Source organism: Paraburkholderia antibiotica, from assembly GCF_012927125.1.
GTDB classification, from domain to species: Bacteria; Pseudomonadota; Gammaproteobacteria; order Burkholderiales; family Burkholderiaceae; genus Paraburkholderia; species Paraburkholderia antibiotica.
On record NZ_JABBFZ010000003.1, the window covers coordinates 229167 to 254819 of the forward strand.

18 protein-coding genes are annotated in these 25653 nt (G+C 64.9%); 12 read left to right on the forward strand and 6 right to left on the reverse strand.

What is annotated here, in order from left to right:
• Window positions 1-28: 28 nt before the first annotated feature.
• Together hmgA and fahA are read left to right on the forward strand one after the other, a co-directional pair.
• Window positions 29-1375 carry a homogentisate 1,2-dioxygenase gene (hmgA, locus tag HHL14_RS07930; RefSeq protein WP_169497040.1) on the forward strand — a complete coding sequence of 449 codons (1347 nt, stop codon included), beginning with the start codon at window positions 29-31 and terminating at the stop codon, window positions 1373-1375.
• Window positions 1372-2670, forward strand: a complete 1299-nt coding sequence (gene fahA, locus HHL14_RS07935; protein WP_169497041.1) for a fumarylacetoacetase — start codon at window positions 1372-1374, stop codon at window positions 2668-2670. The genes hmgA and fahA overlap by 4 nt, the downstream gene beginning before the upstream one ends.
• Window positions 2671-2804: 134 nt before the next feature.
• Here fahA and HHL14_RS07940 read toward each other — a convergent pair whose 3' ends face one another.
• From HHL14_RS07940 to HHL14_RS07955, 4 genes are all read right to left on the reverse strand, one after another.
• Window positions 2805-4586 carry a PQQ-binding-like beta-propeller repeat protein gene (locus HHL14_RS07940; RefSeq protein ID WP_169497042.1) on the reverse strand — a complete coding sequence of 594 codons (1782 nt, stop codon included), beginning with the start codon at window positions 4584-4586 and terminating at the stop codon, window positions 2805-2807.
• 125 nt (window positions 4587-4711) lie between these two features.
• A complete protein-coding gene (locus tag HHL14_RS07945) occupies window positions 4712-5872 on the reverse strand; it encodes an MFS transporter (RefSeq protein WP_169497043.1) in 1161 nt (386 codons plus the stop codon).
• A 72-nt stretch (window positions 5873-5944) separates the two neighbouring features.
• The gene (locus HHL14_RS07950; protein ID WP_169497044.1) at window positions 5945-7102 is read right to left on the reverse strand and encodes an MFS transporter; all 1158 of its coding nucleotides are present in this window, start codon (window positions 7100-7102) and stop codon (window positions 5945-5947) included.
• A gap of 233 nt (window positions 7103-7335) precedes the next feature.
• Entirely contained in the window at window positions 7336-8184 is an 849-nt protein-coding gene (locus HHL14_RS07955; protein ID WP_169497045.1) for a crotonase/enoyl-CoA hydratase family protein, read from the reverse strand.
• Window positions 8185-8273: 89 nt separating this feature from the next.
• On the opposite strand from HHL14_RS07955, the gene HHL14_RS07960 reads away from it, so the two are divergent.
• Complete coding sequence (locus HHL14_RS07960) at window positions 8274-8900, forward strand: plasmid fertility inhibition factor family protein (protein WP_169497046.1); 627 nt, start codon at window positions 8274-8276, stop codon at window positions 8898-8900.
• A 15-nt stretch (window positions 8901-8915) separates the two neighbouring features.
• On the opposite strand, the gene HHL14_RS07965 is transcribed toward HHL14_RS07960, so the two are convergent.
• Window positions 8916-9914: a 2-hydroxyacid dehydrogenase gene (locus HHL14_RS07965; RefSeq protein WP_169497047.1), complete on the reverse strand. Its 999-nt coding sequence runs from the start codon at window positions 9912-9914 to the stop codon at window positions 8916-8918.
• A gap of 453 nt (window positions 9915-10367) precedes the next feature.
• Between HHL14_RS07965 and aspT (HHL14_RS07970) the strand changes: the two genes are divergently transcribed.
• The 8 genes from aspT (HHL14_RS07970) (at window position 10368) to HHL14_RS08005 (ending at window position 22256) form a co-directional block, all read left to right on the forward strand.
• A complete protein-coding gene (gene aspT, locus HHL14_RS07970) occupies window positions 10368-12050 on the forward strand; it encodes an aspartate-alanine antiporter (RefSeq protein WP_169497048.1) in 1683 nt (560 codons plus the stop codon).
• Window positions 12051-12195: 145 nt separating this feature from the next.
• Window positions 12196-13878 carry an aspartate-alanine antiporter gene (aspT, locus tag HHL14_RS07975; protein ID WP_169497264.1) on the forward strand — a complete coding sequence of 561 codons (1683 nt, stop codon included), beginning with the start codon at window positions 12196-12198 and terminating at the stop codon, window positions 13876-13878.
• A 108-nt stretch (window positions 13879-13986) separates the two neighbouring features.
• Complete coding sequence (locus tag HHL14_RS07980; RefSeq protein ID WP_169497049.1) at window positions 13987-15657, forward strand: bifunctional aspartate transaminase/aspartate 4-decarboxylase; 1671 nt, start codon at window positions 13987-13989, stop codon at window positions 15655-15657.
• Window positions 15658-15802: 145 nt separating this feature from the next.
• Window positions 15803-17020, forward strand: coding sequence for a pyridoxal-phosphate-dependent aminotransferase family protein (locus tag HHL14_RS07985; protein WP_169497050.1), 1218 nt, complete (start codon window positions 15803-15805; stop codon window positions 17018-17020).
• A gap of 522 nt (window positions 17021-17542) precedes the next feature.
• Complete coding sequence (locus HHL14_RS07990; RefSeq protein ID WP_206002245.1) at window positions 17543-18733, forward strand: carboxylate--amine ligase; 1191 nt, start codon at window positions 17543-17545, stop codon at window positions 18731-18733.
• Between the two features lie 15 nt (window positions 18734-18748).
• Window positions 18749-20002: an NAD(P)-binding domain-containing protein gene (locus HHL14_RS07995; protein ID WP_169497051.1), complete on the forward strand. Its 1254-nt coding sequence runs from the start codon at window positions 18749-18751 to the stop codon at window positions 20000-20002.
• Window positions 20003-20057: 55 nt separating this feature from the next.
• Window positions 20058-20942, forward strand: a complete 885-nt coding sequence (locus HHL14_RS08000; RefSeq protein ID WP_169497266.1) for a polysaccharide deacetylase family protein — start codon at window positions 20058-20060, stop codon at window positions 20940-20942.
• 69 nt (window positions 20943-21011) lie between these two features.
• Window positions 21012-22256 carry a glycosyltransferase family 4 protein gene (locus HHL14_RS08005; protein WP_169497052.1) on the forward strand — a complete coding sequence of 415 codons (1245 nt, stop codon included), beginning with the start codon at window positions 21012-21014 and terminating at the stop codon, window positions 22254-22256.
• Between the two features lie 467 nt (window positions 22257-22723).
• Here the strand turns inward: HHL14_RS08005 and HHL14_RS08010 are convergent, their stop codons facing one another.
• The gene (locus tag HHL14_RS08010; RefSeq protein ID WP_169497053.1) at window positions 22724-23107 is read right to left on the reverse strand and encodes a hypothetical protein; all 384 of its coding nucleotides are present in this window, start codon (window positions 23105-23107) and stop codon (window positions 22724-22726) included.
• Window positions 23108-23371: 264 nt separating this feature from the next.
• Between HHL14_RS08010 and HHL14_RS08015 the strand changes: the two genes are divergently transcribed.
• Window positions 23372-25591: a GNVR domain-containing protein gene (locus HHL14_RS08015; RefSeq protein WP_169497054.1), complete on the forward strand. Its 2220-nt coding sequence runs from the start codon at window positions 23372-23374 to the stop codon at window positions 25589-25591.
• The last annotated feature ends 62 nt before the right edge of the window (window positions 25592-25653 follow it).

Genomic DNA, 25653 nt, shown 5'->3' on the forward strand with positions numbered 1-25653 from the left:
CATCCAACGGAACATCCGGAGAACCTGTATGGACACCTCAACACGTACGCCGGCCGCGGCAAGCTTGCGGCCTGAGATCGAGCCTGGCTATCAGTCGGGTTTCGCCAACGAGTTCGCGACCGAAGCGTTGCCGGGCGCGTTGCCGAGCGGTCGCAATTCGCCGCAGCGCGCGGCCTATGGTTTGTACGCCGAACAGATTTCGGGCACCGCGTTCACCGCGCCGCGCGGCCACAATCGCCGCTCGTGGCTGTACCGGATTCGTCCGGCGGCGGTGCACAAGGCGTTCACGCCGATGGCGTCCGAACGACTCGTCGCGAACTTCGCCGAGGTGCCGCCAACGCCGCCGAATCAACTGCGCTGGGATCCGCTGCCGATGCCGACCGTGCCGACCGATTTCATCGACGGCTGGGTGACGATGGCGGGCAACGGCTCGGCCGAAGCGATGAACGGCTGCGCGATCCATCTGTACGCGGCGACCCGCTCGATGCACGAGCGCTTCTTCTACAGCGCCGACGGCGAACTGCTGATCGTGCCGCAACAAGGCCGTCTGCAGATCGCGACCGAAATGGGCCGCCTCGATGTCGAGCCGTTCGAGATCGCGGTGATTCCGCGCGGCGTGCGCTTCGCGGTGAGCCTGCCGGACGGCAGCGCGCGCGGCTACATCTGCGAGAACTTCGGCGCGTTGCTGCGTCTGCCGGATCTCGGGCCGATCGGCTCGAACGGCCTCGCCAATCCGCGCGACTTCCTCACGCCGCACGCCGCGTACGAAGACCGCGAAGGCGCGTTCGAACTGATCGCGAAGATGAACGGTCACCTGTGGCGCGCGGAGATCGGTCATTCGCCGCTGGATGTGGTCGCGTGGCACGGCAACTACGCGCCGTACAAATACGACCTGCGCCGCTTCAACACGATCGGCTCGATCAGCTACGACCACCCGGACCCGTCGATTTTCCTCGTGCTGCAATCGCCGAGCGACACGCCGGGCGTCGACACGATCGACTTCGTGATCTTCCCGCCGCGCTGGCTCGCCGCCGAAGATACGTTCCGGCCGCCCTGGTTCCATCGCAACGTCGCGAGCGAGTTCATGGGCCTCGTGCACGGCGCGTACGACGCGAAGGCCGAGGGCTTCGTGCCGGGCGGCGCGAGTCTGCACAACTGCATGAGCGGCCATGGTCCGGACGCCGACACGTTCGAGAAAGCGTCGAGTATCGATACCTCGACGCCGAAGAAAGTCGACGACACGATGGCCTTCATGTTCGAGACCCGCACCTTGATCAAGCCGACCCGCTTCGCGCTCGAAACCGCGCAATTGCAGGCGCATTACTACGAGTGCTGGCAAGGCCTCAAGAAACACTTCAATCCGGAGCAGGCATGAACGCAGTGAACGATCTTCAGGCGACGCTCGAGCCGTCGCGCAAGAGCTGGATCGAGTCGGCCAACGACCCGGCGAGCGATTTCCCGATCCAGAATCTGCCGTTCGGCATTTTCAGCGACCGGCACAACGACGCGCGGCGCGTGGGCGTCGCGATCGGCGATCAGATCGTCGACCTTGCCGCGTTGCAGGCCGCGGGTCTGCTGAGCGCACCGGCGCAGAACGTCTTCGCGCGCGATGCGCTGAACGATTTCATCGCGCTTGGCCGCGACGCCTGGCGCGGCGTGCGTATCCAATTGAGCCAACTGCTCGCGCGCGACACCGCCACCTTGCGCGACGACACCGAACTGCGCGCGAAGGTGCTGGTGCGCCAGGCCGACGCGCGTCTGCATCTGCCGGTACAGATTCCGGGCTACACCGATTTCTATTCGTCGAAGGAACACGCGACCAACGTCGGCGCAATGTTTCGCGATCCGAAGAATGCGCTGCTGCCGAACTGGTCGGAGATGCCGATCGGCTACAACGGACGCGCGTCGTCGGTGGTGGTGAGCGGCACGCCGGTGCGTCGGCCGAATGGTCAGTTGAAGCTGCCGGATCAGGAGCGTCCGGTGTTCGGCGCGTGCCGCAAGCTCGATATCGAACTGGAGACGGGTTTCATTATCGGCGGCGGCAATGCGCTGGGCGAGCCGATCGCGTGCGAGGACGCAGAAGCGCACATCTTCGGCATGGTGCTGCTGAACGACTGGAGCGCGCGCGACATCCAGCAATGGGAATACGTGCCGCTCGGCCCGTTCAACGCGAAGACGTTCGCGACGACGATCTCGCCGTGGGTCGTCACGCTCGACGCGCTCGAACCGTTCCGCGTCGCGCAGCCGGCGCAGGAGCCGCAGCCGCTCGACTATCTGCGCCACGCCGGCCAGCACGCGTTCGACCTTCATCTCGAAGTGACGCTGCGGCCGCAACACGCGCGCGAGGCGAGCACCATCTCGCGGACCAACTTCAAATACATGTACTGGACGATGGCGCAGCAGCTCGCGCATCACACGGTGTCGGGCTGCAACACGCGGGTCGGCGACCTGATGGGTTCGGGCACGATCAGCGGGCCGACCGAGGATTCGTACGGCAGCCTGCTCGAATTGACGTGGAACGGCAAGAAGCCGCTGGAGTTGAAAGAGGGCGGCACGCGCGCGTTTATCGAGGATGGCGATGAGTTGACGCTCGCGGGCTGGTGTCAGGGCGATGGCTATCGCGTCGGCTTCGGCCCGTGCGCGGGCGAGATTCTGCCGGCGCGATCCTGAGCGCGGCTTAGCATGTAGTAGGGCTTAAAAAAACGAGGGCCGGCGTATTACGCCGGCCCTCGTCGCTTATGAAGCCGCAGTGGTACTCAACGTCGAACCATTGCGTCCTGACGATCTCACGCAGCGGTGCTTCGCTACCCCTTCAGCAAGCCGAACACCGCCACCCCGTTCGTCGTGCCGACATACACCTTGCCGTTCGCGATCAGCGGCGTGATGAACTTGTTGCCCGCGCCGAACTGATCGCGCGTGCCCATCTGGTTGCTGTTGTACAGCTCGTTGAGCGTGACCGGATCGAACGCATGCAGCGCGGCGACGCTACCGTTTTCGGCGGCCCATACGATGCCGTTGGTGGCGCCGTTCGCGGACACGCTCGGCGTCGTGCCCGGATACGCGAACGTCATCGCGCTCTGCGCGGAAGGCGCGCCCGACAGCTTCGCGTTGGTCACGGTGAAGGCCTTCAGATGATCGCCGACCGAGCCGAAATAAACGCGTCCATTGAAATACGCGGGCATGCCGAATTCGCCGCCGACCAGTTGCGCCGGAATTTCCTGATAGACGTTGTCGCCCGATGTGTTGAATTTGCCCATCGAGTCGCGGCTCAGCACGTAGATGATGTTGTCCTTGCCGGCGCCGAGCGTCAGGTGCTGCACGGTGCCGCTGGCGTCGGTGAGGTCGGGCAGCACGAGGGCGCCGCCGGAGCCGAGATCGATGTCGTCGCGGGCTTCCTCCACGACGTTCGACATCGCGAAGTAGTCGGCAACCGTCAGCCCTCCCGTCGTGGCGATCTTCAGGAACGCGTTGCCGAAGTCGTTGAGGTTCGGAAAGCCGTTCGCGGTGAGCGTCGTGTCGAACGTGCCGTTGGCATCGAGCAGATAGATCGACGCGCCGTCCGATGCCGGTCCCGCGCCGCTCATCCAGATCGCGCCGCCGAGGCCGTTCGGCGTCACGTTCAGCACGGTGGTCTGCAGCAGCGTGTCGGCGCCGTAGCCCATGATCCAGCCGGTGTAGCCGCCGGCGTCGCAGTGCGAGGTCCACGTCGTGTACAAGGTGTTGCCGAGCAGCAGCAGACCCGCGCGCTCCGCGTACAGCGCCGGCGTGAACGGCACGATGCCGTTGGTGTTGCCCGCGCCGGTGCCGGGGTAGGAGGCGGCGACTTCGGTGGGGCCGTTCAGCAGTTCGGCGCCGGTCGCGAGGTCGAGCGCGTGGACGCGGTGATGGTAGCCGCCGCTTGCGTCCTTCGACATCGCGACGACGTAGAGCGTGCCGTGCGCGCCGCGCGTGCGGTCGATCGCCGGTGTCGACGTGATGCCGATTTCCGTCACGATCTGGCCGCAGCCGAGATCGTCGCTGGGCGTTTCGCCGGCGTTCAGCGTGCGCGTTTGCCACAGCGTCGCGCCGCTGTCGGCATCGAACGCGAAGACGCTGTCGTGTTCGGTTGCCACGTACAGCACGTTGTGCGTGCCGCCCGCGATCGCCAATGCGCCGACGAATAGCGGCTGCGCGTCGACCTTGCCGTCGACGCCGAAAAAGCCGACTTTGCCGAACGTCGACGCGGTCACGTTCGCGGGTGTCAGCGTGGTTTCGCCGAGGTTCTGCCCGGTGCGGGCGATGTCGTTGTGATAGGTGAGCACGTCTTGCGCGGCGGCCATCGAGGTGCCGCCTGACGACGTTCCCGAGCCGCTGCCTGATGTGCTACCTGAGCTGCTGCCCGAGGTGCCACCACTGCTGGAGCCCGTGCTACCGGTGCCACTCGCGGCACTCGCGCCCGATGCGGCGCCGGCCCCGGTGCTTGTGCCCGAGTTGCCGCTGCTGCCGCCGCCACTGCCTCCGCCGCCGCAGTTCGCAGCCGTGATCGCGGCTACCACGACCGCCGCACCCAGCAGGCAGGCACGGCGCAATACGCGCAGAGTGACCATCGCGAACTCCCGATGCGTGCGGCGGCACGTTAAAAACAGGGCCGTTTCACGAAATGCCGCGCAACGTGGGAGCAAGAGTAGCACCGGGCGCCAGGCTCGCACCGCCAGCAATTAGCGCCAATTCGTCAATTGACGGCGTTTAGCGCCGGTCGCCGTCTTTCCCACCACACCGCCGCCAGAAACGCGAGGGCCGCGCCGAGCAGCACGCCGACCACCGCATCGCTGCCGATCGTCTTCATCAGCGCGCCGGCCACGAGCGGACCGCCGAAACTCGCCGCGCTCCACGACGCGCCGATCAGCGAACTCGCCGACACCAGCGCGACGCCGCGAAAGCGTTCGCCGCAGGCGACGAGCGACAGCGTGTAGATCGCGCCTGCCGCCGCGCCGAGCACATACAGCAGCGGCCAGCGCAGCCACGGCGAGCCGACGGCCCACGGCAGTAGCGGCAGCAACGCGACGACCACGATCGCGCAGCCGATATGCACGCGTTCGCGCCCGAGTCGATCGGCGAGCCAGCCGATTGGAAACTGCATCGTCGTATCGCCGAGCAGCAGCGCCGACGCGAACAGCACCGCCACTTCGCTCGTGATGCCATGAGCCATCGCGAAGAGCGGCAGCAGCGACAGCGCGATCGTATCGAACAGCGCGAAAAAGCCGGTGCCAATCACGAGCGCGGGCATTTGCGGCAGCACGCGACGCCAGCCGCCATGCTCGGCGTGTTCGTCGCCGGATGCGTGCGGCGCGCCGCGGATCGTTGCGAGCAGCGGCAGCGCGAGCAGGAAGATCGCGCCGCACAGCAGGAAGCGTCCGTGCGTGAAGCCGGCGATCTGGCTCACCAGTACCGGCCCCGACATCTGGAAGAGCGTGAAGTTGGTCGCGTAGATCGCGATCACGCGGCCGCGCGATGCGTCGTCGGCGAGCTGGTTGACCCACGCTTCGCCGATCGTGAAAAGCAGCATCAGCGCCGCGCCGCACAGCACGCGCAGCAACGCCCACAGCCACAGGTTCGCGGTGAATTGCATCAGCGCGGTCGCGCACGCGACCACCAGCACCGCACCGACGATCACCTCGCGCCCGCCGCAGCGCGTCGCGACCCAGCCGGCGAGCGGCACGATGAGGAGGCCGCCGCCCGCCTGCGCGGCGGTCAGCAGACCGACCACGTCGGTGCCGTAGCCGGCTTGCGCGAGCGCGAGGGCAGTGAGAGGCAGGGTCGCGCCGCTGCCGAGTCCGACCACGGCGACGCTCAGGATCAGCGCGAGGAAATCGCGGGTGAAGATGACTTTCATCGGCGGGGATGCTACTACCGGCGGGACGTATGCGCAGCCCGCCGGGGACTTCGTCCAGCCCTTATCCCGCTCTTATCCCGCCATCGCCATGCGGCGTTCCATCGACACCGACCACAACGTCAGCAGCAACGCGCCGAGCGAGGTCGCGACGCCGACCCACGGCAGCGTCGTCAGCGGCGCGCCCGCGCCGATCGCCATCCCGCCGAGCCAGGCGCCGGTCGCGTTGCCGAGGTTGAACGCGCCTTGATTCAGCGTCGACGCCAGATTCGGCGCGTGGCTCGCACGATCGACGATCAGCATCTGCAGCGGCGGCACGATCGCGAACGCAAGAACGCCCCACACGAACACCGTCAGCATCGCCGGAATGCGCGCGTGCATGGTGCCGGCGAATACGCACAGGATCACGACGATCGCCATCAGAAACGCGACCAGCGACGGCATCAGCCGCCAGTCCGCGAGCTTGCCGCCGAGCGTGCTGCCGACCGTCAGGCCGAGGCCGAACAGCAGCAGCACCAGCGTGACCGCGTGCGGCGTGAAGCCGGTCACGTCTTCGAGAATCGGCGTGATGTAGGTGAAGGTCGAAAAGAGGCTTGCCGATGCGAGCACGCTGATGCCGAGCACCATCACCACCTGCGGATTCTTCAGCACGCTGAATTCGCGCACGAGGCTTGCTTTCTGCATCTCGATCTTCGCGGGCAGGCACACCGCGAGCGCGGCCGCCGCCACGACGCCGATGCCGGTTACCGCCCAGAAAGTCGCGCGCCAGCCGACCGCCTGGCCGAGCGCGGTGCCGAGCGGCACGCCGAGCACGTTGGCGAGCGTGAGGCCGGTGAACATCAACGCGATTGCCTGCGCGCGACGATTCGGTGCGACGAGGCCCGCCGCAACCACCGAGCCGATACCGAAGAACGCGCCATGACAGAACGCGGTGACGATGCGCGCGGCCATCAGCACCGCGTAGCTGGGCGCGATCGCGCACAGCAGATTGCCGACGATAAACACGCCGATCAGGCTCATCAGCGCCTTTTTGCGCGGCAGGTTGGCGACCGCGATCGCGACGATCGGCGCGCCGATGGTGACGCCGAGCGCATACGCGGACACCAGCATCCCGGCTGCCGGGATCGACACGGCCAGATCGCGCGCGACGTCGGGCAGCAGCCCCATTATGACGAATTCGGTGGTACCGATTCCAAACGCGGCAACGGCAAGGGCAAGCAGGGGCAAAGGCATGGTGACGATGGGGTGTGATGCGTGATGCGGCGCGAGCGGGGCGCGCCGGGCGGCGAGCGGGCGTCGTTGAAGCGGTAGCGACAACGCCTGCGCCGGATACGGGGAAAACAGTAGGGGATTCTACCTAAGTCAAATCTCGCGTGCTGGGCGTCGCGGAAGCTGTTGTTTTTTGCGGAAAGCGGCGGGGCGGAGGCGTGGGTCGGGCGCGCTGCGCGCCATCGCTTGCCCGTACCTCAGGTGTCCACATCTCCGTCGCCGCGTGGTGTTTCCTTCCTCTCATCGAAGCTTTCGCCATGCCGGCCCGCGCCGGACGCAAAGCGTGCCGCGCCCGCCGCGCCCTCGACAAACACGGCCGCGTAGCCGCCCGCGCCTTCGCGCCGTAGTGCTTCGGCGAGATCGTCGAGCGGGCTGTTTTCCAGCGCCGAACGACGGTCGGCGAGCAGCGCCGCCTGCGGGAACGCGGCGAGTTCGGCGGCCAGTTGCTCGGCCGCCGCGCGCGCTTCGCCTTTCGGCACCACGCGATTGGCGAGGCCGAAGGCGAGCGCTTCGTGCGCATCGATCGCGCGGCCGGTCAGGATCAGATCGAGCGCGCGCGACAGCCCGAGCAAACGCGGCAGCCGGATTGTGCCGCCGTCGATCAGCGGAATCCCGACGCGCCGGCAGAACACGCCGAGCACCGCATCGTCCTCGACGACGCGCAGATCGCACATCGCGGCCAGCTCCAGGCCGCCGGCGACCGCATGACCGGCGATCGCCGCGATCACCGGCTTGCTGAAGCTCATACGCGTCGGGCCCATCGGGCCGGGGCCGCTGCCGTCGGCGTGCAGCTCGTTGCGGCGGGTGTCGTCGGCGAGCGCGCTGAGGTCCGCGCCCGCGCAGAAGGTGCCGCCCGCGCCGAACAGCACCGCCGCGCGCCACGCGGGTTCGGCCTCGAAGCGGCTGAACGCGGCGCTCAACGCATCGGCGACCTGACGGTCCACCGCGTTACGCCGCGCGGGTCGCTCGAGCACGATCGTGGCAACTCCTTTGTCGTCATTCGACTCGATTCGCACATGGTCATTGAAATATTGGGTGGCTATCATCGTCATATGCGTTGTGAATAGATGCTTCGCTGTTGATCCGGGCAACGTTGCAGCCCATTCATGCAGCGTAATTAATCCGGTGACCCGTCATGTTTTCGTCACATCCGGCTCGTAGCGTTAGCGCACTCTTTACCCGCTGGCGATTTTTCGCCGGCTCGCCGAGCCTGCCTTTGTCCCTGTCTTTGCCTACTTCATTGCCGGCCGCAGCGCCGGGTTGCGCCGAAACGGTCTGGGTCGTGCCGTTGCGCGAGCATTCATGGTACGACCACGTGCGGCTCAAACGCGTGTTCGTTACTGACGGCACGCGTCACCAGGTCGTGCTCGTCGATCTGCGCAAGCTGCTCGTCTGCGCGGATCGCGACAACACCGACTACGTGCTGAAGCCGGTCGCCGAATGGCATGCGGGCAAGGTCCGCGGCATTCGCGAGTTTCTCGATCCCGACAGCGCGCGCATTCCGCAGATGCCGTACGTGACGATCTCGACGCGTCGCGCACCGGGACTGCTCGGCTGGGTCGGCATCGAGCGCGAGGGCGTGGTGGCGTTTCGCAACGGCCAGCATCGCGCGCGCTATCTGGCCGATGCGGGCGCGCGCTGGTGTCCGGTCGAGGTGCACGAGCGCGAGGCGACGCTGCTGCGCGAACTGTGCGGCGCCGCCGACGATGCCCGCACGGAGATTCGCGCGACCCAACTGGGCGACGGCGGCGCGCAGCCGTAGCATCGCGAACGACAACTACCCCACCGCGTGCACAACATTGCGCGGCGTGCCCGCCTGCCACGCCGCGACGTTCGCGAGCGTGGTCTGCGCGATCTCGGTCATCGCCTCGCGCGTGAAGAACGCCTGGTGCGCGGTGACGATCACGTTCGGGAACATCAACAGACGCGCGAGCACGTCGTCCTGCAGCGGCAGATTCGAGTGGTCCTCGAAGAAGATGCCGCCTTCTTCCTCGTACACATCGAGCCCAAGGTGGCCGAGCTGGCCGTCCTTCAACGCGCCGATCAGCGCGTTTGCCTCGACGAGGCCGCCGCGCCCGGTGTTGATCAGCATCGCGCCGCGCTTCATCTTCGCGAGCGCCGCGCCGTCGATCAGATGATAGGTATCGGGCAGCAGCGGGCAATGCAGACTGACGACATCCGCTTCGGCGAGCAGCGTATCGAGCGGCACGTAGCGCGTACCGAGCGCGAGCAGTTCGTCAGACGGCGTACCGGGATCGTAGGCGAGTATGTGCATGCCGAAACCCGCCATGATGCGCGCGAACACGCGGCCGATAATGCCGGTGCCGATCACCCCGACGGTCTTGCCGTGCAGATCGAAGCCGAGCAGTCCATGCAGCGAGAAGTCGCCCTCGCGGGTACGCGCGACCGCGCGCGGCAGACGCCGGTTCAGCGCGAGGATCAGGCCGACCGCATGTTCGGCGACCGCGTACGGCGAGTAGGCCGGCACGCGCGCGACCAGCATGCCGAGGCGCTCGGCCGCCGCGAGATCGACGTGATTGAAGCCGGCCGAGCGCAGCGCGATCATGCGCGTGCCGCCCGCATGCAGGCGTTCCAGCGTCGCGGCATCGACCTGATCGTTGACGAATGGGCAGACCACTTCATAGCCGTGCGCGAGAATCGCGGTTTCGCTGTCGAGATTGGATTCCTGGAAATGCAGTTCATAACCGTGTGCGGTATTCGCTTCGGTAAATGTGTCGTTGTCGTATTGGCGGCTGCTGAACAGGATGATGCGCATGTCGGGCTCCGAAGAAAGCGTGTTTTTAGACGTGTTTTGCGAAGTCGGCTTTCGATTATGAAAATAATATTGACAGCGTCACGGAACTACAATATCACTTAGCAAGTATTCCGAACAAAAGCGCGCGAAGTCGTGCATGCAAGATATTGGCCAATAGCAGAATATCTTTTTCACGAAATTAGCGACTTTGCGAGGAAAGCGTGACCATCGGACCTTCGGCAAGTCTTTGCAGTGCCTGCCATGCCGCGCGGCGCGTGCGTCGCGTCGTGCTTCTTCCATCGCAGCGTCTCCCGGCTTTTCCCTAATGGCCACGTAGGCCACGCAATGCGCGATGCGCCGGCGTCATGCCCGCGGTGTCGTCGCGGAATCATTTGGTATCAGGCGGTTTGATTCGGTTTTCGAGCGGTTGGTGTTCTGCTTTCTGCTTATCAACCTGTTAATCGGCGAGCCAACATGATCGGTGAATTGCTGAGGTCGCAGCCGGAAATCGCGCTTTTTGTGTGTCTTGCCATTGGCTATTTCATCGGCTCTTTTCGGATCGGCCCGATTCAGCCAGGCGGCGTATGCGGCACGTTGATCGTCGCACTGGTGCTCGGGCAAAGCGGCGCGCGCATTGCCCCGGACCTGAAAAGCATCGCGTTCGCGCTGTTCATTTTCGCGCTCGGCTTCACCGGCGGTCCGCAGTTCTTCGCGAACATCGGGCGGGGCTGGCGTTACGGCGTGCTGTCGCTGGTCGAAATCGTGTCGGTGCTCGCGCTGATCCTGATCGCGGTCAGCGTGATGCGGCTCGACGTCGGCACCGCGGCCGGTCTGCTCGCGGGCGCCGCGACCGAATCGGCGGTGATCGGCACCGCCTCCGAGGCGATCGCGAGGCTCGGTCTCGGCGATACCGAAACGCTGCGCTTGCAGGCCAATATCGTCACCGCATACAGCGTCAGCTACCTGTTCGGCCTGATCACGATCGTGCTATTCACGAGCCAGTTCGCGCCGTTGCTGCTGCGCGTGAATCTGCGCGACGAAGCCGAGCGCGTGTGGCGCAAGCTCGGCGGCGAGGGCGCGTTCAGCGAGGGGCAACGCGCGGCCGCGCCGGCGCTCGTCGGTCGCGCGTTTCGTATCAGCACCGGCGACGGCATCAGCGTGCGCGCGCTCGAGGAGCAACACGGCTACGACCTGACTGTCGAGCGGATCGAGCGTGACGGCGCCGAGTTGCCGATCGATCCGCAACTGCGGCTCGCGGCCGGCGATCTGGTGCTGGTGGCCGGCCGTCGCGCGGCGGTGGTCGACGCGGCGGCCGCGCTCGGCGAGGAAGTGGCCGGTACGGACTTCGGCCAGGTGTTCGCACAACGGCTCGACGTCGTGCTGACGCGGCCCGATGTGCACGGCATGACGGTCGCGCAACTGCGCGCGCAGGCGAAGCCGGAAAACGCGCGCGGCGTGTATATCGCGGCGGTGACACGGCTCGAATCGACGATCCCCGCGCTGCCCGGCACCGAACTCAATCGCGGCGACGTGCTGACGCTGGTCGGCGCGAAAGCCGACGTCGAGCGCGGCGCGCAGCGGCTCGGCTATGTGCTGCCCGCGACGCAAAAAACCGACTTCGTCTATCTCGGCCTTGGCGTGCTGGTCGGCATGGTCATCGGGCGGCTCGGCGGCACGATCGGCGGCGTCACGCTCGCGCTCGGCACCGGTGGCGGCTGTCTGTTGTCGGGGCTGCTGTTCGGCTGGATCCGTTCGCGCCATCCGCTGGTCGGCTCGCTGCCGTCGGCCGCCGCGCAGATCCTGAAGGACTTCGGGCTCGCCACTTTCATCGCGGCGGTTGGACTGTCCGCCGGACCCGACGCGATCAAGCTCGTGCGCGAGTACGGCCTCGCGTTACCGGCCGCCGGCATCCTGATGGTGCTGGTGCCGGGCCTGTTGTCGCTGTGGATCGGCCACACGTTTCTGAAGCTCGAAGCGCCGATGCTGCTCGGCGCGATCGCGGGTCAGCAATGCAGCACGCCGGCGATCAGTGCGCTCGTCGGCGTGACCGGCAACTCGACGCCGGTGATCGGCTACACGATCACCTACGCGCTGTCGAACATCCTGTTGCCGTTGATGGGGCCCGTGGTGGTGGGGCTCGCCGGCAAGCTCGGCTAGCCGGAGCCCGATCCGGATCGAGCCGGCGCCTTCCTGGCCGGAGCTGTCGTACCCGCGTCGTGTCGCGTCGCGACGAATAAAGCGGCCGCGTCACGAGCGCGCGCCGCATCCAGTAACCGGTATGCCAACTAACAGCGAGGGCATGATGGACTGGCTACACAGCATCTTTCACAAATCCCCCGAGATGGCGTTGTTCCTGTCGCTTGCGGCCGGCTATTTCATCGGCCAGATCAACTTCGGCAAGTTTCAGCTGGGTGGCGTCGGCGGTTCGCTGCTCGCTGCCGTCGTGATCAGCCAGGCGGGCGTGACGATCGACAACGGCGTGAAGTCGGTCATGTTCGCGGTGTTCATCTACGCGGTCGGCTACGACTCCGGGCCCGGCTTCTTCAACTCGCTGAACCGCAAGACGCTGCGCGAAATTGCAATGGCCGTGTTTCTCGCGGTCAGCGCGCTGATTACCGTGGTGGTGTGCGCGAAGCTGTTTCATCTGAACAAGGGGCTCGCCGCCGGACTCGCGGGCGGCGCGCTCACGCAGTCGGCGATCATCGGTACTGCGGGCGACGCGATCGCGCGCCTCGGTCTGCCCGCCGACGAGGTCAAGTCGCTGCAATCGGACGTCGCGATCGCATATGCGGTGACCTATGTGTTCGGCTCGCTCGGCGCGATCATCGTGTGCGTGAACATCCTGCCGAAGTTCATGGGGCAGGGCCTGCGCGAAGCGTCGATCGAAGCGGAGCGCGAACTGTCGTCGGGTGCGCCGACGCGCGGGCCGGGGCAACTGGCGGCGTTGCCGGAACTGGTCGGGCGCGCGTACCGGATCGACTTCAGCGCCGGCAAGAGCGTGCAGGCGGTCGAGTCGCTGCACGGCGAAGGCCTGACGATCGAGCGCATCAAGCGCGGCGGCCAGCAACTCGATCCGAAACCCGACTTCGTGCTGCAACCGGATGACGTTGTGCTCGTGGTCGGCCGCCGCGACGCGGTCGTCGCGTTCGGCGCGAAGGGCAACGAGGTCGGCGATGCCGAGGACATCGGCGTGGTGATGCAAACGCGCGAGGGCGTGTTCACGCGCAAGGGCATGAATCACACGACGATCGCCGCCGCGCGTCAGATGATCGATCGCGACATGCGGCACGGCGTCTACATCCAGAGCATCGCGCGCGCCGGGCAGCCGCTGCCGGTGCTGCCCGAAACCGAGCTGCAGCACGGCGACGTGATCACCTTCTACGGCTCGCCGAAAGACACCAAACGCGCGGTCGAAACGGCCGGCTACGAGCTGCCGTACAGCAACAAGACCGACTTCATCTACATGGGCGTCGGCCTCGTCGTCGGGCTGCTGATCGGGCTCGTCGTCGTCAACGTGGGCGGCGTGCCGCTCACGCTCGGCTCGGGCGGCGGCTGTCTGCTGTCGGGTCTGGTGTTCGGCTGGATGCGCGGCAAGCATCCGATGTACGGCGTGATGCCGTCGGCCGCCTCGCAGTTGCTGAAGGACTTCGGGCTCGCCGCGTTCGTCGCGGTGGTCGGGTTGAACTCCGGCTTGCAGGCGGTCGTGACGGTCAAGCAGAGCGGCATGACGATCTTCCTGCTCGGCGTGTTCGTCACGCTGTTCCCGCTGCTGCTGACGATGCTGTTCGGCCGCTACGTGCTGCGCTACAACAACGCGGCGATTCTGGCCGGCGCGCTGTCGGGCTCGCGCAGCGCCAATCCGGCATTCGGCGGTGTACTCGACAAAGCCGAGAGCGCGGTGCCGACGGTGCCGTTCGCGATCACTTACGCGATTGCCAATGTCGCGCTGACGCTGCTGGGCCCGCTGGTGGTCGGGCTCGTGTAGCGCGGCATGTCGCGGCATCGATTCGCGGCATCGATTCTTCCAGCCGGCCGCAAGCGGGCAGTTCGTCGCCACGCCGGCGTCTTTCACCTCGTCACTGGAGAACCCATCATGGCAAAAGAGAAGGGCGACAAGAAGCGTTCGGACGCGCAGGCGGCGCAGGCCGGGCTGGCCGCGCTGAGCCCGTTCGAACTGAAGGACGAACTGATCAAGGCCGCGGGCGGCGGCGCGGTGGAGCGGCCCGCCAACGCGGCGATGCTCAACGCCGGCCGCGGCAATCCGAACTTTCTCGCGACGATTCCGCGCCACGGCTTCTGGCAACTTGGCCTCTTCGCGATGCGGGAATCGGAGCGCTCGTTCGCGTACATGCCGGAAGGCGTCGGTGGTTTTCCGCGGCGCGATGGCCTGGAGGAACGCTTCGATCTGTTCCTGCGCGAAAACCGTGGCGTGCCCGGCATCGACTTTCTGCGCGGCGCGGTGTCGTACGTGCGCGATCAACTGGGGCTTTCCGCCGGCGACTTCCTGTATGAAATGTGCGAGGGCATTCTCGCGTCGAACTATCCGGTGCCGGACCGCATGCTGAAGCTCTCCGAGATTATCGTCGGGCAGTACCTGCGGCGCGAGATGATCGGCAAGCATCCGTTCGTCGGTGAATTCGACATCTTCGCGGTGGAGGGCGGCACCGCGGCGATGACCTACATCTTTAACACGATGCGCGAGAATCATCTGATCAAGGCCGGCGACACGATCGCGCTCGGCATGCCGATCTTCACACCGTACATCGAGATTCCGCGCCTGAACGACTACCAGCTCAAGGTCGTGAATCTCGAAGCCGACGTCGCGAACGGCTGGCAATACTCGAAGAAGGAACTCGACAAGCTGCGCGACCCGAAGGTGAAGGCGTTCTTCCTCGTCAACCCGAGCAACCCGCCCTCGGTGAAAATCGACGATGCGAGCCTCGAGCACATCGCCGACATCGTCGCCGAACGGCCCGATCTGATCCTGCTCACCGACGACGTGTACGGCACCTTCGCCGACAACTTCGTGTCGCTATTCGCGCTCGCGCCGAAAAACACCATCCTCGTCTATTCGTATTCGAAGTATTTCGGCGCGACCGGCTGGCGGCTCGGCGCGGTCGCGACGCATCGCGACAACGTGCTCGACCGCCTGCTCGGCGAATTGCCGGCCGATGCGAAGAAGCAGCTGCACACGCGCTACGAGTCGATCACGACCGAGCCCGACAAGCTCAAGTTTATCGACCGCCTGGTGGCCGACAGCCGCACGGTCGCGCTCAATCACACGGCGGGGCTGTCGACGCCGCAGCAGGTGCAGATGGTGCTGTTTTCGCTGTTCTCGCTGATGGACACGCCCGACGCGTACAAGAACGCGCTCAAGCGCCTGATCCGCAAGCGCAAGCAGGCGCTGTACGAAGAGGTCGGCATCTCGTTCGAAGACGACGATCCGAACCAGGTCGACTACTACACGATCGTCGACATCGAGTTCCTCGGCGAAAGGGCGTATGGCCGTGAGTTCGTCGACTGGCTGCTGAAAAACACCGAGCCGTCCGAGCTGCTGTTCCGGCTCGCGCGCGAGGCACGCGTAGTGCTGCTGCCGGGACGCGGCTTCGGCACGCAGCATCCGTCGGGGCGCGTGTCGCTCGCTAATCTGAACGAGTCGGATTACCGGCAGATCGGCCGCGCCATGCGCAAGCTGATCGAGGAGTACGTCGAGCGCTTCAACGCGGCGACCGGCAGCAAACTCGACAAGACCCGGGTGAAGTGACGGCGCGGGCGCTACGCCAGCCAAAAAACTTGCGCAATCGCGCGGTTCGGTGAATGATCGGACGAACGGCCCCGACGGCAAGCCTGCCGCCGGGGCCGTTCTTTCCCTTGCGCTTCAGTCTCCACGCATTCACTACGTACCGATCATGCCGAATTCCACCACCGTAGCTTCGTCCGTACCCTGTCCGATCGTCGAATCGCTCGACGCCATCCTTCCCGAAGAACCGCTGCTGATGATGGGTGCCGGCCCCGTGCCGATTCCCGCCGCGGTTGCGAAGGCCAACGCGATCGTGATCAACCATCTGGGCGGCACGATGGCGAAGGTGGTGAACCAGGTGAAGACGATGGCGCGCTACGTGTTCCAGACGCAGTCGAAGTGGGTGCTCGGCGTCGCGGGACCGGGATCGGGCGCGATGGAAATGGCGATTTCCAATCTCGCGTGGGAAGGCACGCGCGTGCTGTGCATCAAGAACGGCTTCTTCAGCGACCGCATGGGCGAGATGGGCCGGCGCGTCGGCGCGCGCGTGAGTACGCTCGAGGTCGCGGATCGTAGCGTCGCGAGTCTCGAGCAGGTTGCCGACGCGATCCGTCGCGAGCGTCCCGAGATCGTCACCGTGGTGCAGGGCGAGACCTCGAACACGGTGTGGAATCATCACCTGAAGGACATCGCCGCGCTCGCGAAAGAGGCGGGCGCGCTCGTGATCGTCGACGCGGTCTGCACGCTCAGCACGATGCCGCTCGAAATGGACGCGTGGGGTATCGACGCGGTGATTACCGGCGGCCAGAAGGGGCTGTCGTCGATTCCGGGCGTGTCGCTGATCGCGTTCTCCGACGCCGCGTGGGCGCGTGTGAAGGGTCGCGCGGTGCCCAATACGCACTGGTGTCTGGATGCGTCGCTCGCGGAAAACTTCTGGCACAACGCCGGCTATCACTACACGGCGCCGGTGTCGGGCGTGCTCGCGCTGCACGAGGCGCTGCGGCTGGTGTGCGCGGAGACGCTCGAAAAGCGCTTCGCGCGCCATCTGAAGTGCTCGCTCGCGTTGCAGCAGGGGGTGAGCGCGCTCGGCCTGCAACTGTATGCGCCGGAAGATTGCCGGCTCAATTCGGTGGTCGGCATCGAGGTGCCGGCGGGGTTGAGTCCTGCCGACGTGTGCGCGCACATCTCGCGTCAGCATGGCGTGGAAATTTCCGGCTCGTTCGGCTTGCCGATCGTGCGTATCGGTCAGATGGGCGAGCAGTGTCGCGAGCACAACCTGTTTCGCACCGTGCACGCGCTCGGCCGCACGATGGTCGACCTCGGCGCCAAGGTCGATTTGCCGGCCGGTGTCGCGGCGCTCGAGCGCGGTTTGTCGGAAGGTAAATAACGTAATTCAAGCGGCGCTGCGAATATCATTCGCAGCGCGCGCGTTTTGTGCGATCCAGCACTTTATAGTCTGATAAGAAAGTTTTTTTCCGCCATTATCGCGTCGATTAATTAATCGTTCGCAACGCTTTTACATAACAATTAAGCAGACCTTCTAAACCCATACGGAATAAGGTTCCGCGCCTATTTTGTGCGAATTTAACCTTTTCTTACTTTCTCTTGCTCTCTGTGCGCCGCCGCACGTATCACTGCCAGGTGGGAACGTAGAGTAATTCACGACGAGAGCAGCGCAATGCTCGCGCCGCGGTAAATCGAAAAGCTCATGATTCGACACACGGCGCGTGCCAGGACGCGCCTGCCGCGCTCATGCTGGATTTCCGCCGAAACACCAGAGCTTGACACGCCAAAGCGCCCCCGCGAGGCGACAAAAAGGGATTTCTATCCGATTCGACTATCGATCGCGTGGTGACTCGAAGCGTTGTTTCGAGGGACCACGCACGTACGAAGCAAGGAAATCGACACTATGGCGAGCGCATACGAGGCAGGGCAATCAGCAGGCGTTATTGTCGGTGCGGAATTAAATGGATTGGGAGTCGCGCGTTCGCTCGCGCGGGCTCGGATCCCGGTTGTGGCAATCGATACGAGAAGTCGCGCGGGAATGTGGTGCCGTCACGTTCACGCGCATCAGGTGAAAAGTTTTGTCGGAAAGGTTTTCGTCGACGAGATGATCGAGCTCGGCAAACGCTTCGATTGTCCGCCCGTGCTGATCCTGACCGACGAAGACGCCGTGCATGCCGTGTCGGAGAATCGCGACGCGTTGGCGCGCTGGTTTCACTTCCGGCTGCCCGTCGACGACACCGTGAAGATGCTGTCGAGCAAGGCGCGTTTTCATGAATTCGCGCAGCGCCATCAGTTTCCGGTGCCGCGCTCGGTGGTGCTGGACCAGCTTGGCGATATCGGTCGGTTGGCCGAATTGCGCTACCCGTGCGTGCTGAAACCGGACGACAAGCGCAACGTGCTGCGCGGCGAGAAGGAGCGCGCGGTGCGCGTCGAGACGCTCGCCGACGCGCGCGATCGGGCGATTGCGATGCTGGCGACGCCGGGCGGCATCATCGCGCAGGAATGGATCGAAGGGCCCGACAGCAACATCCATTTCACGCTGTTTTATCGCGGTCGGGGCGGCCATATGGTCAGTATGTTCACCGGCCGCAAGGTGTTGAGCTCGCCGCCCGGGGTTGGCAATACCGCGATCTGCGTGGCCGCGCCCGAAGCGCGCGAGCTGCTCGAGCCGTTGACGCGCTCGTTCGCGGAACAGGCCGGTTTCGAAGGCATGGGCAGCATCGAATACAAGTGGGACGACAACTATAAGGAGTTCGTGATGGTCGAGCCGACGGTCGGCCGCACGGACTGGCAGGAGGAAATCGCGACGCTGTGCGGCGTCAACATTCCGCTTGCCGCGTATCGCGATGAACTCGGTTTGCCGCAGTTGCCCGAGCGGGTGAGCCGCGTGCCGGTCGCCTGGCGCGCGACCTTCGTCGATCGGCCGCCGCCCGAGTTGCTGAGCGCGCGCACGAAGATTTTCGACGGCTACTTTCGCTGGAGCGATCCATTTCCAGCGCTGCAGCACTATTGCCTGATGAACCCGCTGCGGCGCATGAAACGCAGCTGGAAAAAGGCGATCAGGGCGCCCGAATCGCGCCAGGCGAAAGCCTGACTGGAGACCAGAAAAATGTCCTTGACCGACACCATCATCATAGGCGCGGGGCCTTACGGGTTGTCTCTGGCCGCGCATCTGAAAGCCGCGGGCGTCGCTCACCAGATTCTCGGCGAGCCGATGGGCGCGTGGCGCCACTACATGCCGCCGGGCATGCTGCTGCGCTCCGAAGCGTTCGCGTCGAGCCTGCAGGCGCCGCGCGCGGGTTTCACTCTCGAAGATTATTGTCGTTTGAAAGGGCTGCCTTACCGGCCGCTCGGCATGGCGTTGCCGCTCGAAACGTTCGTTCAGTACGGCTTGTGGTTCCAGGCGAATCTGGTCGGCGAAACCCAGACGGCCGACGTGCTGTCGCTGCGGCGCGTCGGCGATGAATTCCAGCTGTCGCTGAGCGACGGTCGCACGCTCGCCGCGCGCAAGGTCGTGATCGCGCTCGGGCTGAAGGGTTTTGCGCAAACGCCGCCGGCGCTGCAAGGTTTGCCGGCGCGCTATGCGTCGCATTCGGAGCGCTACGGCAATCTCGACTGGGCGCGCGGCATGGACATCGCCATCGTCGGCGGCGGGCAGTCGGCGTTGGGGCTGTCGGCGTTGCTCAACGAACTCGGCGCACGCGCGCACGTGCTGATGCGCGAAAGCCACGTGATCTGGCATGAGCGGCCGCAGGGCGGTCGCCGTCTGCTGTCGCGCATCAAGACGCCCGACGCGGGGCTCGGGCGCGGCTGGCGCTCGCTGTTCCTGTCCGAATGTCCGGGTCTGTTTCATATGCTCGACCCGGCGCGGCGCAGGCAGATCATGGATCACTCGTACGGCGCGTCCGGCGCATGGTGGTTGCGCGATCGCGTGCTCGGCAAGGTGCAGTTGTCGCATCGCACCGAGCTTCGCGGTGCCGCGATCGAGAACGAACGCGTGGTGCTGCGCGTACTCAGCGACGGCAAGGAAGCGAGCGTGAGCGCCGATCATGTGATCGCCGCGACCGGCTTTCGGACCGACATGCGCCAGCACGCGTTTCTGTCGAAAGAGCTGGCGGATGCGATATCGAACCAGGGCGGCATGCCCGATCTGAGCGCGCACTACGAGACCCGCGTGAGTGGCCTGTATGTGATCGGGCCCGCGTCCGCGCACAGCTTCGGGCCCGTGATGCGATTCGTCTATGGAACCAAGCACGCGTCGCCGACGGTGGCGCGCCACCTCACGGGCTCGTTGAAAGCGGGGACACGTCAGCGCGCGTGGCCCGCCGCGCACGCGCCATTGCCGGAGCGTTCAGGTGAGTAAGTCATTTGCAGCAGGTGCCCGCGCGCGCCTCGCCGACACCTATCGCGGCCCCCGCATGAAGCGCGGCAAGGCCCTCGTCAAGGAACTACTGGCAGGGCTCGTGGTGGCTTCGGGGCTCGCGTGGCTCACGCGTGTGCTGCTGTGGCGCGACCGCGTCGCCGTGCTGCTCTATCACGATCCCGATCCGGACACGCTCGACCGTCACCTGACCTATCTGAAGACGCTGTGCGAGCTCGTGCCGTTGACCGACGTCGGCGTGCCCGGCAACGGCCGCCGGCGCGCGGCGATCACGCTCGACGACGGCCATGTGGGCAACGCGCAACTACTGCCGGTGTTCGTCAAGCACAACGTGCGGCCGACGATCTTCCTGTGCAGCCGCATCGTCGGGCGCGCGCGCAGTCACTGGTGGCTGCATCCGGGTTCGTTGCGCGCGGGCCACGAGCGCCTGAAACACATGACGAACGACGAGCGCCTCGCCGCGCTCGCCGCGCAGGGCTATCTGCAGGATGGCGACGATCGCGCGACCGGTTTGTCGGTCGAGCAGATGGAGGCGATGCGCGAACACATCGATTTTCAGGCGCATACGCGCTTCCATCCGATCCTCACGCAGTGCAGCGACGCCGAGAGCGCGACCGAAATCACCGAATGCCGCCATGAAATCGAGGCGCTGCTGCGGCAGCCGTGCGAGCACTTCGCTTACCCGAACGGCAACTATGGCGAGCGCGAGGTCGAGTTCGTCAGGGCGGCGGGATTCAAAAGCGCGCGCACCTGCGATATCGGCTGGAACGATCAGCATACCGATCCGTTCCGGCTGCGCACGATCATCATCGACGACACCGCGTCGACGCTGCGCTTCGCCGCGCAATTGAGCGGCGTCGCGCTGTTTCTGCGTTATCTGAAAGCCGGCGGCGGCTGGCGTGGCAAGTTTCCGCAGTTTTGAGCACAAAGTCCGTTCGAGGCCGTCCGATCTTTCGCGCGACGGCGCAGGTGCATTTGACAGGAGAGCAACATGCAGCGCTGCAGGGTACTGGTGATCAACGATTATGTGCAGATGGGCGGGGCCGAAGTGGTATATCAGCAATCCGCCGATCTTTTGGCCACGCTGCCGGGCGTCGAGGTCGAGCGTTTCGACGATAGCCAGTTTTCCGCCCGCTCGACGATGCTGTCGCGCTCGTGGAATACCGTCGCCGCGCGCGCGCTCGAAAAGACGCTGCTGCGCTTCCGGCCGCATCGGCTGATGGTGCACAACTATCACAACGTGCTGTCGCCATCGATCCTCGCGGTTATTGCGCGGCACCAGCGTGCGCTGCGCTATCGCGCGTATCACACCTGCCACGATTACCACCTCGTCTACTACAACCCGGCGCTGCAATATTTCGACAAGCAGGGACATCCGATCATTCTGCCGCTCGACGTGTTGCGCACGCCCGCGATCTTCACGTTGCGGCCGACGCCCAAGGGCTTCGTGCACGATCTGATGACGAAGACGTGGTGGCATGCGATCCGCGCGGCTTATCGGCCGGCGCGCGTGTTCGACAAGATCCTGTGCCCGAGCGATTTCATGGAGGAGGCGCTGCATCGCAGCGGCATTCGCAACACGGTGCTCGTGCACAATCCGTCGGCGGTGCCCAAGGCGGTGCCGCCCGTGGTCGTGCGCGGCAAGGATCGTTTCAATATCGCGTTCGTCGGGCGGATTTCGCCGGAAAAAGGCCTGCTGCAATTCATGCGGCTCGCGGAGGCGGCGGGGTTCGAGCGCATCAATTGCATCGGTGTGTATGGCGACGGTCCTGACCGCGAGGCGATCGAGCAGCGCTACGCGCAGCTGATCCAGCAACGCAAGCTGATCTTCTTCGGCAGCATGCCGCAGCAGCAGCTCTTTCCGGCCATACGCGAGTTCGCCGACGCGGTCGTGGTGCCGTCCGTGGGCGCGGAAAACGCGCCGCTCGTGGTGATCGAGGCGGCGATGCTCGGCTTGCCGGTGTTGATCCGCGACGGCGGCAGCATGGCGACGACCGCGGAGTCGGTGGGCAACAAGATCAAGTTCCAGGTCGATCCGCACAGCCTGAAACAGGCACTCAACGAGCTGGCGGTGCATCTCGCGGACGACGAAAGAACCTACGACGTCGGCGAATACCTGCCCGAGCATTACGCGGAGCGCCTCGCCGAAATCATGCATATCGGCGAGAACCCCGTGTCTTTCGTGCCGGACAGACCGCGCGGACGATTTACCAATAATCCGCATCCGGCGCCATAAAAATAAAGCGGCGTGGATAGTGAAAAAAGGCGTCTATAACCGTGGCGTTATTCACGGGAAAAGACGCCCTTTTTATGACGTTATTCGTCTGAGGCAAAACCCCTATGGCAATCGGCTTTTGTGTGCGCTGCCGAACGTTGTAATCAGAGCCACTCTGAATATTATGATTGCCAAGGAAAGGCGTTAATCGAGCGCTGAAGCGCGAGGCATGAGAGAGCAATTCAAAGGCCGCTTTGGCGGCACCGACCTGGCAATAGTCGGTTTAATGGCCAATCGATGGCCGGTACTCATCAGAACAAAAGCATGTGCAGGTCGTGGGCGTTTGCGTGGAAAAGCGGACGAGACGCGGCTGCTTGGGGGATATCCTGCTACCGGACCCGGCAGTCAGCCCATCGCATAACGAGCGTGGCCGCAAGCGGCCACGATGGCGAAACGGGGGATCCAGACGGTGGTGCGCTATGCGGATTTCAGCGCGCGCTGTAGGGATCGGAGGTCTGGGGAGACGCGTAGGTCTGGTCTGAATTCCACAAATCGTTGCTGTAGAGGTCCGCTGAATCTTTCGTGCGGGCAGGCTGGGTGATGCTCCGCCGCTTTGCTTTCGGACGGTTGTTTTGCGATTCGGTGTAGACGTTGGGCGAAACATAACGGTTCTTTTTCGCGTAGGCGAAATCCGACGCGGAACCGTAAAGCGTGACGGAACTGGCGGCGTGCGGCGTCATTGCATCGAGTTGCGATTTCTTCTCGACATAGCGCGGTGCGTAAGCGGACGAGGCGGCGGACACGATGCTTTGAGCGTAAGTCGCCTGGGCGGAAAACAATACCGGTAAAACGGCAATAAGCAGTTTTTTCATTTCGGTCTCCGTACGAAAGCGTGTGATGCGATGTTATAGGAAAAAGACCTGTATTCGCATAGTCGCTTTTGCACATAAAGCAGGTGATGTGGCGTAAATCGCCTGGCTCCAATTGCTCAATCAACAGATAAATGGAGTCGGGCGCAAGTAAATGCGGAAACGGTAGTCGATGACGAGGCGGGGCGCCGGGCGATTGCAGCGGTGGCGCGCTGGTTCCGGCGCCGGACTGAAGTGGCAAACCGTCGAGACTTTGGGAGAGCGCGCATGAACCCGAGCAGTGCACCGTTCGAAAGCCGGAACAACAACAGCGAACATCCGCCGGCAGGCTTCGCGAATTATCTGGATGCGCTGTACGACAATCGCAAGCTGATCGCGATTACCACGGCCGTGGCGCTGGCGCTCGGCATCGGTTATGCGGTGTTCTCGCAGCCGGTCTATCGCGCGGACATTCTCGTGCAGGTCGAGGAGAACGCGAATACCACGTCGAAGAGCGTGCTCGGTGACGTCTCCGCGATGTTCGACGTGAAGACGGCGACCTCCGGCGAAGCGCAGGTGATCGGCTCGCGCATGGTGGTGGGCCGCGCGGTCGACAAGCTCAATCTCGACATCGAGGCGACGCCGCGCTATTTCCCGCTGTTCGGCCGCTGGCTCGGCCGCCATTCGGATCATCTGTCGACGCCCGGACCGCACGGCTACGTGTGGGGCAACGAAAGCATCGACGTGTCGAAATTCGACGTACCCGAAGAGCTTTACGACCGTCCGTTCGTGCTGAGAATGGGCGAAGGCTCGAGCTACGAACTGCAATACGGCAAGCTGAAGCTCGACGGCACGATCGGCCAGCCGCTCAGCGCGACCACCAACTACGGTCCGATCACGCTGCTCGTCGACCGGATCTCGGCGCTGCCGGGCGCAAGCTTCGAATTGCGGCGCCAGTCCGCGCTGACTACCACCGAAAAGCTGCGCCACGATCTGTCCATTGCCGAAAAAGGCAAGGAGTCCGACATTCTCGGCGTATCGCTCGAAGGTAGCGACCCGAAGAGGATCAGTGCGATTCTCGAAACCATCGCCGGCGAATACGTCAGCCAGAACGTGAAGCGCAAGTCCGAAGAGGCCGAACGTTCGATCCGCTTCCTCGAAATGCAGCTGCCGGAACTGCGTCAGCAGTTGTCCGATTCGGAAACGCGTTTCAACCAGTTCCGCGCGAAGCACGGCACCGTCGATCTCGGCGAAGAAGCGACCAATCTGCTGCAACTGTCGGTGCAGGCGCAGACCCGTCAGGCGGAGCTCGAACAGAAGCGCAACGAATTGCTGTCGCGCTTCACCGACCAGCATCCGGCCGTGCAATCGGTCAACGCGCAACTGCATGCGGCGCAGCAGGAAGCCCAGCAGATCGCGAACCGCACGCAAATGCTGCCGCCGCTCGAACAGAACGTGCTGCGCATGCAGCGCGACGTGCAGGTCGGCACCGAACTCGACACGACGCTGCGCAATACGCTCGAACAGCTGAAGCTGATCAAGGCGGGCAAGGCCGGCAACGTACGCGTGGTGGACGGCGCGGTCGCGCCGGATACGCCGGTGCGGCCGAAGCCGTTGCTCATCATCACCGCGGCGCTGATGCTCGGTCTCTTCGTGGGCGTGGTGATCGCGCTGGTGCGGCAGCGTCTGTTCGATGCGATCGACGATCCGTACGAAGTCGAGCTGCGCACCGGTCTGCCGGTCTTCGCGAGCGTGCCGTTCAGCCGCCAGGAAGAGAAGTTCGCGCAAAGCCGCCGTCATCCGCAGGCGCAGAGTCTCGTGCTGGCGGGTGAAGCGGTGATCGATCCGGCGATCGAAAGCCTGCGCGGTTTTCGCACCGCGCTCGAGTTCACGATGACCAAGGCGCGCAATCGCATCGTGCTGATTACTGGCCCGACCCCGGGCATCGGCAAGTCGTTCGTCGCGCTGAATCTGGCCGCGGTGATCGGCGCGACCGGCAAGCGCGTGCTGCTGATCGACGCCGACATGCGACGCGGCTTCCTGCATCGCCACCTCGGCGGCGATCGCGGCCCGGGCCTGTCCGATCTGATTCAGGGTACCCTGCGCGCCGACGAGCTGATTCGCGCAACCCGTTTCTCGGGCGTCGATTTCATCGCCAGTGGCCGCCCGGTGGCGAGCCCGAGCGACGTGCTGTCGAACACGCGGCTCGATGCGCTGGTGCGCCAGGTGGCGAACAACTACGACGTCGTGCTGCTCGACGGGCCGCCGGTGCTGCTGGCTTCGGACGCGATGCGGCTGGCCTGCGTGGCGGGCACGACGTTCTTCGTCGCGCGGCAGGGCGTGACGGGCGTCGGTGAATTGCGCGAATCGATCCGGCAGATGCAGAAGGTCGGTCTGCCGGTGCGCGGCGTGATCATGAACGGTCTGCGCATGCGGCCCGGCCGCTACAGCTACGGCTACGGACGCTATCGCTACGCGAGCTACATCTACAAGCCTTACGAACGATGAAAACGGCGCTGCGTGCGCGACGTGCCCGAACTGCGAGCACGTCCGCGCGAGCGGCCGCACGC